At 45.7% G+C, this 14,834-nt stretch carries 12 protein-coding genes and 1 pseudogene; 10 read left to right on the forward strand and 3 right to left on the reverse strand.

The window, feature by feature from the left end:
• Positions 1–117: 117 nt before the first annotated feature.
• Positions 118–663: a 5-(carboxyamino)imidazole ribonucleotide mutase gene (gene purE, locus NLZ44_RS07995; protein WP_315639777.1), complete on the reverse strand. Its 546-nt coding sequence runs from the start codon at positions 661–663 to the stop codon at positions 118–120.
• Positions 664–1,497: 834 nt separating this feature from the next.
• Here purE and ltrA point away from each other — a divergent pair.
• From ltrA to NLZ44_RS08040, 9 genes are all read left to right on the forward strand, one after another.
• Entirely contained in the window at positions 1,498–3,282 is a 1,785-nt protein-coding gene (gene ltrA, locus NLZ44_RS08000; protein WP_493752420.1) for a group II intron reverse transcriptase/maturase, read from the forward strand.
• A 187-nt stretch (positions 3,283–3,469) separates the two neighbouring features.
• Positions 3,470–3,706, forward strand: coding sequence for a hypothetical protein (locus NLZ44_RS08005; RefSeq protein ID WP_006621027.1), 237 nt, complete (start codon positions 3,470–3,472; stop codon positions 3,704–3,706).
• Entirely contained in the window at positions 3,694–4,095 is a 402-nt protein-coding gene (locus tag NLZ44_RS08010; protein ID WP_315639779.1) for a type II toxin-antitoxin system VapC family toxin, read from the forward strand. Before NLZ44_RS08005 ends, NLZ44_RS08010 begins: the two co-directional genes overlap by 13 nt.
• Before the next feature lie 55 nt (positions 4,096–4,150).
• Positions 4,151–5,353, forward strand: a complete 1,203-nt coding sequence (gene nagA, locus NLZ44_RS08015; RefSeq protein ID WP_493752421.1) for an N-acetylglucosamine-6-phosphate deacetylase — start codon at positions 4,151–4,153, stop codon at positions 5,351–5,353.
• A 45-nt stretch (positions 5,354–5,398) separates the two neighbouring features.
• Entirely contained in the window at positions 5,399–5,458 is a 60-nt protein-coding gene (locus tag NLZ44_RS08020) for a DUF2839 family protein (protein WP_368664009.1), read from the forward strand.
• Between the two features lie 609 nt (positions 5,459–6,067).
• Entirely contained in the window at positions 6,068–7,573 is a 1,506-nt protein-coding gene (locus NLZ44_RS08025) for a reverse transcriptase N-terminal domain-containing protein (RefSeq protein WP_493752422.1), read from the forward strand.
• Between the two features lie 89 nt (positions 7,574–7,662).
• Entirely contained in the window at positions 7,663–7,842 is a 180-nt protein-coding gene (locus tag NLZ44_RS08030; protein WP_006670312.1) for a DUF2839 domain-containing protein, read from the forward strand.
• A 419-nt stretch (positions 7,843–8,261) separates the two neighbouring features.
• A complete protein-coding gene (locus tag NLZ44_RS08035; protein ID WP_493752423.1) occupies positions 8,262–8,606 on the forward strand; it encodes a DUF1815 family protein in 345 nt (114 codons plus the stop codon).
• A gap of 142 nt (positions 8,607–8,748) precedes the next feature.
• A complete protein-coding gene (locus NLZ44_RS08040) occupies positions 8,749–9,621 on the forward strand; it encodes an alpha/beta fold hydrolase (RefSeq protein ID WP_493752424.1) in 873 nt (290 codons plus the stop codon).
• Between the two features lie 118 nt (positions 9,622–9,739).
• Here the strand turns inward: NLZ44_RS08040 and recA are convergent, their stop codons facing one another.
• Both recA and NLZ44_RS08050 read right to left on the reverse strand, forming a co-directional pair.
• Positions 9,740–10,840 carry a recombinase RecA gene (recA, locus tag NLZ44_RS08045; RefSeq protein ID WP_493752425.1) on the reverse strand — a complete coding sequence of 367 codons (1,101 nt, stop codon included), beginning with the start codon at positions 10,838–10,840 and terminating at the stop codon, positions 9,740–9,742.
• Between the two features lie 197 nt (positions 10,841–11,037).
• Positions 11,038–12,455: pseudogene (locus NLZ44_RS08050) on the reverse strand (NADP-dependent isocitrate dehydrogenase).
• A 590-nt stretch (positions 12,456–13,045) separates the two neighbouring features.
• Between NLZ44_RS08050 and pckA the strand changes: the two are divergent.
• Positions 13,046–14,767 (forward strand): phosphoenolpyruvate carboxykinase (ATP), encoded by a 1,722-nt coding sequence (gene pckA, locus NLZ44_RS08055; RefSeq protein WP_111893664.1) that lies wholly within the window; start codon positions 13,046–13,048, stop codon positions 14,765–14,767.
• Positions 14,768–14,834 lie beyond the last annotated feature (67 nt).

Here is a 14,834-nt window from a genome sequence, read left to right on the forward strand (position 1 = left end):
AATCAAGATTCTGTATCAGGCGATACAGAAATCTATGACAATTTGCTGGGGGGTACTGATAGATTGTGGGCCAAATATGGTTATATACAAACTGGTGTAATAATGGAGTTTTTCTCACTACATTTGTTTAAGGTATTCTTGATATCCAAACTGTGCAAGCAGTGTTTGTTTTTCGAGTACAGATTCGGTTAAATCTTGGCGATAGGCTTGGACTTTTTCCATGAGTTCAGGTTGATGAGAAGCCAAAATCTGAACAGCGAGTAGACCGGCATTTTTAGCGTTTCCGATCGCCACTGTAGCCACAGGAATACCGGCTGGCATTTGAACGATAGAATAGAGAGAATCTAGTCCCATTAGGTGACGGCTGGGGACGGGAACCCCGATCACAGGTAAAGGGGTGAGAGATGCAACCATTCCGGGTAAGTGAGCCGCGCCGCCTGCACCAGCTATAATAACTTTTAATCCGCGTCCTAGGGCAGTTTTGGCATACTCAAACATCCGGTCTGGGGTACGGTGTGCCGATACGATCGCCACTTCCCAACTAATACCAAAATCTTGACATACGGCGATCGCTGCTGACATGGTAGGTAGGTCAGAATCACTGCCCATAATAATACCAATTTGAGCAGGGGAGGAGTTAGGGTCCTGAGAGATTGAGTCCATAGCAGTTGTTAATAACGAAGTGAAACTACAGACCCGGATTATAGCATTAGGGGTGGAGATAGTTGGGAGTAACTACGTCTGTTGAGGAATTGTCCCCCCAAATTGAGCTACAATGTTTATAATCGTGCGAGACGTTCAGGCATGAAATAAGGCTGAAATGCCCGAAATAACTGCCTGATGGGGATTTCAGCCCCCTGGTTGAATACAAGAAGCTCGCTTCTGACCATCCCCATAACTGTTTATATGTCCCGACGATTTGTATCAATTTGATACCAAATCAAGGCAGGGAACTCAAGGTCAACATACTCTGTAGTAAATCGTAATAACTCTTAACATTAGGGAAATGCGATACAGAGGTGAGGGTGACGGCGATAGCCACCCCCAGTTTAAGGTCTCACAACCCTAGGAATGAAGCGGGGAACGGAAGGCGTGAAGTAGAACCTACTACCGAAAGCGACCACTGCCAACCATCTATGATTAGGGAAACCGAATGTCTGGCTTGAACCATCGTAAGCATTGAGTAGCGAAATAGGTTGATACGCTGCGTTCAAAAGAGCAAGGGGAAAGGAAGGAGACTGATTATACTACCTTCACAGACCTTCAAAAGTACCCCGGTGGATAGGACAAATCTAAGGATGGAATGCCCATATAAACGGAACGTTTTAACCCCTATTGGGCTCTGATTATCTGGTCGAGGTAGTCAGTAGTGACAAGTGTAAGCGCAAGCCCATTAGGGGGTGAGATGTGACCAGAAGCCAACGCCCGACTGTAATGGTAGGGATATGCCAACGGGTCACGGTTTGATTGCAAGGATAAAGCTGAGTAGGAGTCAATATGACGAAATCGAGAGAAAGTAAGGGATTCGGTAAACCGAGACCTACCAAGACTACGAATGTATGGAGAAGTATCAATTGGGCTAAGGTTCAGCGATATGTCTTTAAGCTCCAAAAGAGGATATACCAAGCAGCTAAATCGGGACAGCACGCGAAGGCGAGAAGGTTGCAACGTCTACTGGTGAAATCATATTATGCCAGGCTCTTGGCAGTGCGGCGAATGACCCAAGACAATCAAGGCAAGAAGACGGCTGGAGTTGATGGGGTTAGAATAATCTCTCCCAAACAAAGGTTGGAACTTGTTGAGAGTATTAAGGGAAACCTCAAAGCAAAACCACTGCGACGGGTGTGGATTCCAAAACCTGGAAGGGATGAAAAACGCCCCCTGGGAATACCCACAATCCAAGATAGAGCAAGGCAAGCGTTGGTTAAGTCGGCACTTGAGCCCGAATGGGAGTCAAGATTTGAAGGCACGAGTTACGGGTTTAGACCGGGAAGGTCAGCCCACGATGCGATAGCCAGGATTTACCAAAGTATCAACAAAGGTGAATATTATGTGCTGGACGCTGATATAGCAAAGTGCTTTGACCGAATAAACCATGATTACCTACTGTCCAAAATTCATTGTCCTAGTCGCCTAAAGCGAGACGTTAAACAATGGCTCAAAGCAGGTGTACTGGATAACGGCGTATTTGAGGATACAGAAATAGGGACACCACAAGGAGGGGTAATAAGTCCGCTCCTAGCCAACATTGCACTGGATGGAATGGCTAGGTTAATAGAAGAAATGTATCCTAACAAGAAAGGAAAACCTTTTCAGGCAACCTTAATAAGATACGCCGATGATTTTGTGGTGATATCTCCATCACTTGAAATCATCGAACAGTGCAAAACTGCAATTTCCAAATGGCTAGAGCCTGTTGGGCTAGAGATAAAACCCGGAAAAACCAGGATATGCCACACACTCAATCCCATTGAGTATAATGGCCAAATGGAGAACCCAGGGTTCGACTTTCTAGGATTCAACATCAGGCAATACCCAGCAGGAAAACACAAATCTGGAAAGACAGGGGGAGCAATAAGCCGATTAATCGGACACAAAACCCAAATTAAACCCAGTAAGAAAGCAGTTAAAGCCCACACAGAAGTGATAAAAGGTGTAATTAAACAACATAAAACAGCACCTCAATCAGCTCTGATTAGCAGACTAAACCCGATAATTCGAGGATGGTCAAACTATTACTCAGGAGTTGTCTCATCAGAGACCTTCAACAAACTAGACCATAAAATCTGGTTAATGTTAAGGGCATGGGCAGTCTCAAGATGCGGAAAGGCAAGTTATGAAAAGCTGAGTAAATACTTTAGACCGGGAACGGTTAAACTCAGTAATGGGAAAGAAAGGCAGGAATCTTGGATGTTCCAAACCAAAGATGGGTTACATCTATATAAACACAACTGGACACCAATTGTCAGACATACCCTAGTACGCCCGGACGCAACACCATACGATGGAAATTGGACTTACTGGGCAACCAGGAAAGGACAGGCAATCGATACGCCAACAAGGGTAGCCAAACTACTCAAAAAGCAGAAAGGTAGGTGTGCCTGGTGCGGGCAATACTTCACCCCATCAGACTTAGTTGAAATCGACCACATTGTACCCCGAAGCCAAGGAGGTAGAGATGAGTACAAGAATCTTCAACTACTGCACCGCCACTGTCACGATGATAAGACGGCACTTGACAATGCCGACGCTGTACCTATAACAATGGAGCAATCAGACTAGGAGCCGTGTGAAGGGAAACTTTCATGCACGGTTCTGAATGGGAGGGGATGGAGGCGACTCCATTCTCGACCCCTAATATGAGAGAGGCGAAATACGAGGGTTGACATTGCGCCAGTCTAGTTGGACTACAAGCCAGCAGCAGATGGACTCGGAATCATCCACTATTATTGAGAGGTAACAGTAAATCATGCTAAAAAGTTACGAAGCGATCTACGAAAACGGTGAGTTTAAATGGTTATCAGACCAGCCAGACCTGAACAAAGCGCGAGTGATTATCACTGTATTACCGGAGCCAGATCTATCTAATCGAGAGGGAAATAAGAAACGGCGATTTCCGCCAGATTCAATTGCCGGAAAAGGCCAAACCATTGGGGATATAATTAGTCCAATTGTAGATGAGGATGACTGGGAATGTCTAAAGTGATTGTCCTAGATACCCATATATGGATTTGGCTGATTACACAAGAGTTTGAAAGATTTCCGGCTCATTGGTGTGACCAAATTTATGCTGCTGACGAAGTTGGTATTTCCCCAGTATCTTGTTATGAAGTCGCAGTAGCTTACAAAAAAGGAAGGTTAGAGTTACCCTGTCCAGTAAATGAGTGGCTACATGAAGCCCTAACGCCCACAGGTATTAGTCTGATGCCTTTGAATGCGGAAGTCGCTTGTCAAGCGGTGAATTTATCTGCGATTCATCAAGACCCTTTTGATAGGATAATCATAGCAACGGCGTTAGTTTATCAAGGTCAATTAGCAAGTGTCGATCGCCAGTTTACTAGATATCCCGAATTAACAGATTATTTAATGAGATAAATTTGGGTCAAGCGAGAGTTAGTTTAACCCAGTTATAAATCAATGATTATGTAAGATGATGAATGAAAGCCTCCCGCCTAATGATGTGTCAGTAGATTTAATTAACAGTCAGATTCTAGGTAAACCTGGATTACATACCCTACAAATTCGTGATGGTGTAGTTAAGGCGATCGCCACGAAACCAGACCCCGCCGCCGCAGTGGTTGATGTAGGTGGAGATTGGATTTCCCTAGGGGGGATAGATTTACAGATTAATGGTGGGTTAGGGTTAGCTTTCCCGGAGTTAACGGGGGAGAATTATCAACAACTGCAAGGTATTTGTGAGTATTTATGGCATCAGGGGGTTGATGGATTTTTGCCTACCATAGTGACAACCACCGTAGAGAAATTTAGGCGATCGCTGGCTACCCTAGGGGAATTTCAACCAGACGGGAAGGACGGGAAGCACTCGGCGGCGGAGATTTTAGGAGTTCATCTTGAGGGACCATTTCTGAATGTGCAAAAACGGGGCGCACATCCTCAAAATTGTCTATTACCCCCAACCACAGATAATGTCAAACGGGTTCTAGGGGATTATGGGAAGGTGGTTAAGGTGATGACTCTAGCGCCAGAATTAGACCCCACGGCGACAGTTATCCCCTATTTGAGGAGTTTAGGCATTATCGTCAGTCTCGGTCACTCTCAGGCTAATTTAACTGTGGCTGATGAAGCATTTAACCAGGGGGCGACAATGGTAACTCATGCTTTTAATGCCATGCCTCCCCTACATCACCGGGAACCAGGACTATTGGGGGCGGCTTTATGTCGCTCAGAGGTATTTTGTGGGGCGATCGCTGATGGACATCATGTTTGTCCAACCATGCTGGAGGTACTGTTACGGGGGAGTAAGGGTGAGATTTTTGTGGTTAGTGATGCTTTAGCGCCTTTGGGATTGGCGGATGGTGTTTATCCGTGGGATGACCGGCGCATTGAGGTGACAGGGGGGGTGGCTCGGCTAGAGGATGGAACTTTGGCGGGAACTACTTTATCGCTGTTGAGGGGAGCGGAAAATTTAGTCAGGTGGGGGATTTGTTCTGCTGCTGAGGCGATCGCTTTAGTAACAGAAACCCCACGTCGAGCGATCGGATTATCAACGGAAATCATCGGTCAACCAATAACCCGATTATTGCGATGGACAGAGGAGCAGGGATGTCTGAGGGGACAAAGGTTGAGAATTGGAGCTAAAATAGACAACTATCTCCCCTCCCTAAACTGTTAGGAATGGTGGGGGATAGTTAGTACATTTGTTGGAAGCGCCAAAATTATGGGTGAAGCTAAACGTCGCAAAGAGATGATGGGGGAAAAGTACGGTAAGGAGGAATAGTGCGATTCGTTTGGTAGAAACCAGCCTAAAGCCTACTGGTTATAGGTTTGGGGGATTACCAGCGGGGACAGATAAAAACAGAAAAACCTGTTCCCTGACAACTGAATTACCTTGAGGGTGAAAGTCCCTCCCGTCTGGTGTAGACGTGACAGCATCATCCCCACTGAGGCGATCGGACTATCGCGACTTGGTGAAGCGGGATGAAAAGGCGGCTCTGCTGGTAGCCTAAACTAGCACTCTGTCGAGCAAGTACCCATGGATAAGGAAATCTGAAGATGTGATCAAAACGTCGTCACCTTAAACCAGCGAAAAGGCTGACACGCTGGAGCCAAAAGGCTAAGGATAAATGGGGTTGGCTGATTGTTCACAGACCAACATACACCCCCTATAAACCCGGCGTAAAGCATCGTCCTAAAGGTACAACCAAAGGTAATTCGGAACGAAGTAACCCATGTATATGCTCTCAGGTATTGGTCGATAACTGAGTAGGTAGCCAGCCGCAAGCTGTATGTGGTCAGGATTGGGACAGAAGCGAAGGTCTAGGGTAATGCCTAGAATAGGCTGACAGTTCCACGATGTTACGGAATATAGAGTTGCCAGTAACAGGAAATGAAATCTGAAACGAGTGTAAAGACTACGGAAAGACTGGAATGGGGTGACATCAACTGGAAAAAGGTTGAACGTCGCTTATTCCGCCTGCAAAAACGAATCTATAAAGCCTCAAAGCGTGGTGATTTCAAAGCAGTTCGCTATCTCCAAAAGTTGTTATTAAAGTCCTGGTCAGCAAAGGTATTAGCGGTTAGATCGGTAACTCAAGATAATCAAGGTAAAAATACGGCGGGTGTGGACGGGGTAAAATCCCTATGCTCACAAGCACGAATCAACCTTGTCGGACAACTGACGCTAGGTGCTAAACCCAAGCCTACCCACAGAGTAGACTCGACAGAAACGGTCGTAAATGCTCCAAATCGGAATGGAGAACAGACTATATTTTGTCGCGCGGGTCAAGGTTTGGTGAGACTAGCATTAGAACCGGAATGGGAAGCCAAATTTGAATCTAACTGTTATGGATTTAGACCAGGACGCTCATGCCATGATGCCATAAAAGCAATATCCAATCATCTGGAGTCAGAGCCTAAATGGGTGTTAGATACCCAGATCACTAAATGCTTGAGCGATCGCATTAATGGCGATCGCCTGTTGGATAAATTAGGAACATTCCCTAAATTACGCCGACAAATACGAGCATGGCTCAAATCCGGTGTAATGGATGGAAAACACCTATTTCCGACCAAGGAAGGCACTTCCCCAGGAGGTGTAATCCAGCCATTACTGGCAAATATTGCCCTCCACGGAATGGAAGAAGATCTGCTGAACATGGCGGATCAGCTATCTGGAAGAGAGCCAGTTAACCGTCATAAACTATGTTTAATTAGATACGCGGATAAGTTGGTTATACTTCATCAAGATGCTGCTGTCATCCATCACTCCCAACAGGTAATCAGGGAGTGGTTAAAGCCATGGGGTCTTGAATTAAAACCAGAACAAACGAGGATAGCCCATACTCTTGATGGGGAGGATGCGGGTTTCGACTTCCTCGGTTTCCATATTCAACAATACCGAGTCGGAAAATATCACTCTGGAAAAGACAGAAAGGGAAACTCTCTGGGTTTCAAGACTATGATCAAGCCATCCCGAAAGGCATTCAAAGAACACTATCAACTACTGGTGAAGGTTATTGATGCTCATCAAGCTGCCCCTCAAGCGGCACTAATCAGGAGATTGAATCGAATCATTCTCCGATGGAGTAACTATTACTCAACAGTAGTCTCTAAAGAAGTGTTGAATAAATTGGATTACCTGCTATTCGGAAAGCTGAGAAGATGGGCAAATCGCCGTCATCCCAATCAGAGCGAAAAATGGGTGGCTAAAAAATACTGGCAGAGTATTGATAACAGAAATTGGGCTTTTGCTGTACGAGGACATGAGGAAATAGCCTTATTCAAACATTCCCAGATACATATCTTTAGGTATGTTAAAGGAAAAGGGGCAGCCTCTACTGAGGATAGCAATTTCAGCTATGGGAGTACAGCCAATTGTGGAAATTATCAGTGATGATAGCTGAGGTGCTAATGACAGGAGCTGTAACATTGAGGAGCCGGATGAAGGGAAACTTTCACGTCCGGTTTTGAAGACGAGTTAGGATGGCGACATCTTGGCTTAGTTTAACTATCTTGCCTTGGGTACCGATTACTAAAACCCAAAGTGAACAGTTTATGCAATGGACTACTAAGGGGGCTTGGTTTGGGATTAGCTTTTTAGTGATTTTTTGGCTAACTATTCGGTTGGTTGGTCCGGCTTTGGGTTGGTGGACGGTTGATTAGCTAATTGGGGTAATTTGCACCCTTAGAATCAGTTAATCATCTTAACCTGTAGGGTTAATTGATTAATTAGCCTTACAGGTTCCCTGGCTAGGACTGCTCAAAAAGATTGAGTTTTGTTAAATTTAGTTATGTTTATCATAAGGATTTGTTTTAGCTATGGCAAAACTCGAATCACTATGCTAGATCTGAGAAGGCTATCTCTAAGCCTAATGCCATCAAGGATTTGGGAATAAAGCGATCGCTTTGTTTTCAAGTTGTTTTCAGTGGATTTGGGGTCTGGTTGACCTCCAATATTCAACCGCTGCTGATGATGAATTGGGTTAGCAGAAGTGATACTTTACCAACATCGAGACATCCAGTCCTGAGATTATGTTAAATTTTGACAATAATCTAAAGATTGTGGTGACAGGAGAAAAACTATGTTTATCAGACTTGCGGAGCAACATCGAAAATTCGTTCAGGATTTGGTGATGAATCTTAAAGCCCTAGCTATTGTGCTAGAACGACGGGGCTACCTGGCTTCCTGCTATACTTGTGGGGGCCAAATGAACAGCGCGTCATTTATGGTCAGCCTGGGTGAAAATCATCTGATCCGATTTTTGGTGTCGGATTATGGGATTACCTGGACGGAGATGCGCGACGATCGCGAATTGATGAAGTTGGAAGGTGCAGAGGCGATCGCTCAATTAGAGGAACTCGCGAGTCTGGTCAAACATGATATACTCGGACCGGCGGCTGTACCCCAAAGCATTCATCAGGGATAAGGGATAATTACCAATCCAACCGGGTCTTAAAATGCTAACCTAGATATATACGGAGCATGATGTTCAAGCTCTTTGGCAATCCCAAGCTGCTGCTAGTTCTCTGAGAATCGATGCGGTTTGGGGTAAGTTATTGTGGCAGGATATGGCAGGTTTGGAGTCTGGGTGGGAACACCTATATGTTGAAACTAATAACATTCACCTTCATTCTGTGACCCAAGGACAAGGTGAATTAGTTGTTTTGTTACATGGTTTTCCTGAGTTTTGGTATGCTTGGCGTTACCAAATTCCGGCGCTTTCTCGTTATTTTAAAGTAGTTGTCCCTGATTTGCGGGGTTACAATGACTCAGATAAACCGGAAAGTGGTTATGATCTCGATACCCTCAGCCAAGATATCCGAGGGTTAATTAAGCGCTTGGGATATGCAAAAGCCCACATTGTTGGTCATGATTGTGGGGGTGCGATCGCCTGGAATTTAGCCCAAAAATTTCCAGAATCAGTTAACCGTTTAGCTATTTTAAACGCACCGCCGCCCCATAGGTTTGTTCAGGAACTTATGGGTAATTTTGATCAAATTCGTCGCAGTTGGTTTGTCTTAGCTTTTCAAGTTCCGGGGGTTCCTGAATGGCTAATTCAGCAAAATTTGAAAGAGTTTATCCGTGGTTTTCTGCGAGAACACGCCATCCGCAAGGGGGCTTTTAGTGCGGAGGAAACCGAAATTTATCAGGCGGCGTTAGAGAAGCCGGGAGTATTGCGATCGGCAATTAATTACTATCGTCAACTTCTGCAACCAGCCGGTTTATTTTCCAGTTGGATGCGTCCGCCCCAAATCAATGTACCCACATTGGTACTATGGGGAGAAGATGATTCATTTCTTAGCCAGAAACTGGTTGAGGGTTTAGATAAGTTAATTACCGCACCTTTTCGACTACAATTAGTTGCCGACTGTGGACACTGGATGCAGCAGGAAGTTCCGCAACTGGTTAACCGGGAATTATTGAGTTTTCTCAGGAACTAATGAACTCCTCCCCCTGATTATAGTTGGAGACAGGGGTGAGGAGTGCCAGACTCCAGCAGGGGAGGCGATTACGTGCCTTTTCCCGCTGGTGAAAGGGGACTTGATTTAACTCAATGATTTATTCTTCATCAGTATTGTCGTCAACGTCTTCGAGATCATGATCATCTGTTTCGACATCATTATCATCGAGTTTAACAACGGAGGTGGCTGATACAACTGCACCCCCGGCTAAAGCGGCACGGACTTCATCATCAATCTTTTTGGTAAATTCTGGGTTTTCCTCCATATAGGTAATGGTGCGATCGCGTCCTTGACCGATGTTCTCGTTGTTGTAGCTATACCAGGAGCCCTTGCGTTTAATCACTCCCGTTTCTTCTGCGAGGTCAATCAAACAACCGATAGTTGAGATCCCCTGTCCAAAAATAATATCAAATTCAGCAATTCGGAAGGGTGGCGCGACCTTATTTTTAGCCACTTTAACTTTAGCGCGAATGCCATACTCGTCCGAGCCTTTTTTCAGAGTTTGGGTGCGGCGAATATCAAGACGGACCGAGGCGTAGAATTTAAGCGCATTCCCCCCCGTGGTAGTTTCTGGGTTGCCGTAGACAATACCAATTTTTTGGCGTAACTGATTCAGGAAAATGACCGTACAGCCAGATTTACCGATATTTCCGGTAATTTTCCGCAGGGCTTGACTCATTAACCGCGCCTGTAGTCCCATGTGAGAATCGCCCATATCCCCTTCAATTTCCGCACGGGGAACTAAAGCAGCTACGGAGTCTACCACTACAATATCAACCGCCACCGATCGCACCAATTGATCTACTATTTCTAAAGCCATTTCCCCGGTGTCAGGTTGGGAAACTAGGAGGTTTTCAATATCTACTCCCAGCGCCGCTGCATAGGTAGGATCGAGGGCGTGTTCAGCGTCCACAAAAGCTGCTATTCCGCCAGTTTTTTGGATTTCCGCGATCGCATGGAGGGCTAGGGTAGTTTTACCGGAACTTTCGGGGCCATAAATTTCAATCACCCTTCCCCTGGGCAAACCACCACCTAGGGCTAAATCCAAGGTGAGTGCGCCACTGGAGATAGTTTCCACCTTCATGCGGGCGGAGTCTCCTAGGCGGACAATAGACCCCTTACCAAAACTCTTTTCGATTTGGTTAAGGACTGAATTTAGGGCTTTCTGCTTTTCGGAGGTCTCGGTTTTGCTGGCCATTAGCTTTGAATCCTGCTCAGAGTAAAAATTGGAAAAATTGGGGCTAAAAAATAGATCTATGTGATCATCTGACCCTCTACCCAACCCTCTGCTCCCGGCGACAAGCTCAGGGAAGGGGTAGAGGGATTTCCATTTTATGTTAGCAGATGGCTTGTTGCCTATTTTCTGGTTAATAGGCGATCGCCCATTGCTATAGGTTAGAAGTGGCGAATGATAGCTTCGGCGAATTCTGAACACTTGAGGGGTTCAGCCGGGGGTTCCATGAGTCGGGCCAGATCATAAGTTACCTCACGGTTAGAAATCGCCGCCCCCAGACCTTTTTTAATCAGGTCTGCTGCTTCTTGCCAGCCCATGTATTCTAACATCATCACTCCCGATAGGATTAACGAACCGGGGTTAACGCGATCGAGTCCAGCGTGTTTAGGTGCTGTACCGTGGGTAGCTTCAAAGACCGCGCAGGTGTCACCAATGTTCGCACCGGGTCCCATACCCAACCCTCCTACCATAGCGGCGGCTGCGTCCGATAGGTAGTCTCCGTTAAGGTTCATGGTAGCCAGGATAGAGTATTCGCTAGGACGGGTTTGGATTTGTTGGAAGATGCTGTCAGCGATGCGATCGTTGACCATAATTTTATCTTTCCATTTACCATTACCGTGACTTTCCCATAGCGCCTCCAGAACCCCCTTCACCTCATCGCAGATTTCTTGGCGTTTTTCTGGGGTCAGCGCATCAAAACCCGGTTCTACCTGGCGCGCGTTATCTTCTAGGGAGATGTCGGGTTTATGTTCTTTGTTGCCGAGGATCCATGATTCTCGTTCAGTGATACATTCTTCCCGAAACTCCGTAGTTGCTAGTTCATAACCCCAGTCTCGGAAAGCCCCCTCCGTGTATTTCATGATATTGCCCTTATGCACCAGAGTCACCATTTGCTTATTTTTGGGGAGGCGCAGGGCGTGTTTAATGGCGCGACGGACTAGCCGTTGGGAACCAGTTTTACTGATCGGTTTAATACCGATACCCGAGTCTAGGCGGATCTGTTTTTTGCCATGTTCCGGGGTAGCCGGAATTAGCTCATTGTTGAGGGTGTCGATGAGTTTTTGGGCGATTTCCGTACCCTCGCGCCATTCAATCCCTAAGTATATGTCTTCTGTGTTTTCCCGATAGATGATCACATCGAGTTGTTCCGGGTGTTTATGGGGGGAGGGAGTACCAGGATAGTAGCGACAGGGACGGACGCAGGTATATAGGTCATTAATTTGCCGTAGCGCCACGTTCAGGGATCTGATGCCGCCGCCTATGGGGGTGGTTAGGGGGCCTTTGATAGCGACACCATATTCTCGGATTGCCGTCAGCGTGTCTTCCGGTAAATATTGATAAGTGCCGTATTGTTCGCAGGCTTCGTCCCCAGCGTAAATTTTAAACCAACTGATCTGGCGTTGGCCGCCGTAGGCTTTGGCCACTGCTGCGTCAATCACTCGTTCTGTCGCTGGCCAGAGGTCTACACCCGTGCCGTCGCCCCGAATGAAGGGAATAATTGGGTTATCGGGAACAATCGGTTCTCCGTCAGAGAAGGTGATTTTCTCGCCTGTATCGGGGGGGTAATTTTTTCGTACATGATCTCTGTTCTTACTATAAACCTTCAGGTTTCCCTTATTCTGTCATGATTTTTGCCTGCACTCCGCAGCGATCGCCACAGAAATTTATCTTTTCTTTAGAATTACCTCTTCCCAAAGCTAGGGAACATAAACTATGATTGAGGCAATTTCGGTGCTCTATGATGCAAAATCTGCATTCAGAATTATAACTTAAACAAATGCAATAAAAGTACAATTAGCGCTTAAAAAAATGTAACCTCACAAGTTAAGCGATCGGTGTAGTATTTGTAAGTGGAGGTAGATCAAACCAAAAACATTACCAAGCACAACTACCTTCATGTAGACGAGAGCGGGCATTGAGAATAAACACCAGAATCAAAAAATATGGTTTCCGAACTTCAAGCTCAAACTTTCCATTGAGGATAACGCTTCTAGCTGAGTGTACATAATCTATATATTCACAGGACAGGCTGAGTTCGGTGTAGGGGCTTGTTATTAAAGCCACAGGCATTGGGGTTAAAGTTGTAGGTTACTTATTAATATTCCCCAGCCACTCCCAAAATAGTTGCCCGTAAATACTTCACTTAAAAACCACTGGAGGTTATAAACTATGGATAACGTAAGTACAGTTGATCGCAGTGATTATCAAAACGTTTCAATTCCCAGCCTAATCAATAAAAGGTTATCTGACCAAGAACAAGACTTCCCAGTAGCTAAAACCGGAAAATATGTCGAGCGTCCTCTACAGGGTGATCCCACCTATGGATTAGAAAACCTAGGCTTAAAAAACCTAGGTCATGTCTATCACAACCTACCAGTTGCTATTCTGATTGAACACGCAGTAGCTAGGGGTGAAGGTGTATTAGCAGCCAATGGTTCCCTTTGCGTAAAAACCGGTAAATATACAGGTCGTTCTCCTCACGATAAATTCATTGTTCAAGAAGAGAATAATAAGGACGAAATTCATTGGAGTAAAATGAACGTCCCCATTTCCGAAGGCAACTTCGATCGCCTATTTCGGCGGGTACGTTCCTACGTCCAAGGTCGTGATTTATATATCTTTGATGGTTTTGTAGGAGCAGATACCGAGCGTCGTTTTGGTGTGCGGATCATCAACGAGCTGGCATCTCAAAACCTGTTTGTTCATCAACTGTTTATTCGTCCAACAGACGAAGAACTGCAAACCCACAATCCTGACTTTACTGTAATTGCAGTTCCTGGACTCCATGCTGATCCCGAAGATGATGGCATCAATAGTGAAGCCTTTATCGTACTTAACCTGTCGAAACGGCTAGTAATTATTGGTGGTTCCAAGTACGCCGGAGAAATCAAAAAATCAGTTTTCTCCCTAATGAATTACTTTATGACCAAAGCTGATGTGCTACCTATGCACTGTGCAGCTAATGTGGATGACGCTGGTAATACGGCGTTATTTTTTGGTCTATCAGGAACCGGAAAAACCACCCTGTCGGCTGACCCGGAACGCTATCTAATTGGGGATGACGAACACGGCTGGTCAGAAGATGGTATCTTCAACTTTGAAGGTGGTTGCTATGCCAAAACGATCGCCTTATCTCGGGAAAATGAGCCACAAATTTGGGATGCGATCCGGTTTGGTTCAATGATGGAAAATGTAGTGCTTGATCACTACACTCGCATTCCCGACTACAATGATGGTAGCTTAACAGAAAATACCCGGGTGGCTTATCCCATTGACTACATTCCCAATGCAGTTATTCCTAGTATTGGTAGTCATCCCAAAACCATTCTATTTTTGGCAGCAGATGCTTTCGGAGTTCTCCCCCCCATCTCCAAACTAACCCGCGAACAAGCGATGTATCACTTCATGTCTGGTTACACCAGCAAGGTGGCGGGAACTGAACGGGGAATTAAAGAACCGGAAGCGACTTTCTCCGCTGGGTTTGGTAAGTGTTTCCTACCCTTAGAAGCGGCGGTTTATGCCAATTTGCTGGGTAAACGCCTTGCGGATCACCCAGAAACCAATGTATATTTGGTGAATACTGGCTGGTCTGGTGGTGTGTACGGAGTTGGCAGTCGTGTTTCCATCAAATACACTCGCGCCTTGGTGTCGGCGGCGGTGAATGGAGACTTGGATAATGTGGAATTCCATGAGCATCCGATCTTCAAGATTTGGGTTCCTAATGCTGTACCAGGAGTTCCGACGGAAATTCTTGATCCGGTGAAAACCTGGTCTGACTCCCAAGAGTATGAAAAACAAGCGAAATACTTGGCTAAATTGTTTGTGGAAAACTTCAGCAAATATGTGAACGTACCAGAGGAAGTAACCGCCGCTGGTCCGGTTGTCGATTAATCAAGGGTTGGGGGATAATTCCCCCAATACCTGAAGAAGGTCTAAAATTAGGTCGCGGCGTTTTCGT

The sequence above is a fragment of the Arthrospira sp. PCC 9901 genome, from assembly GCF_059013425.1.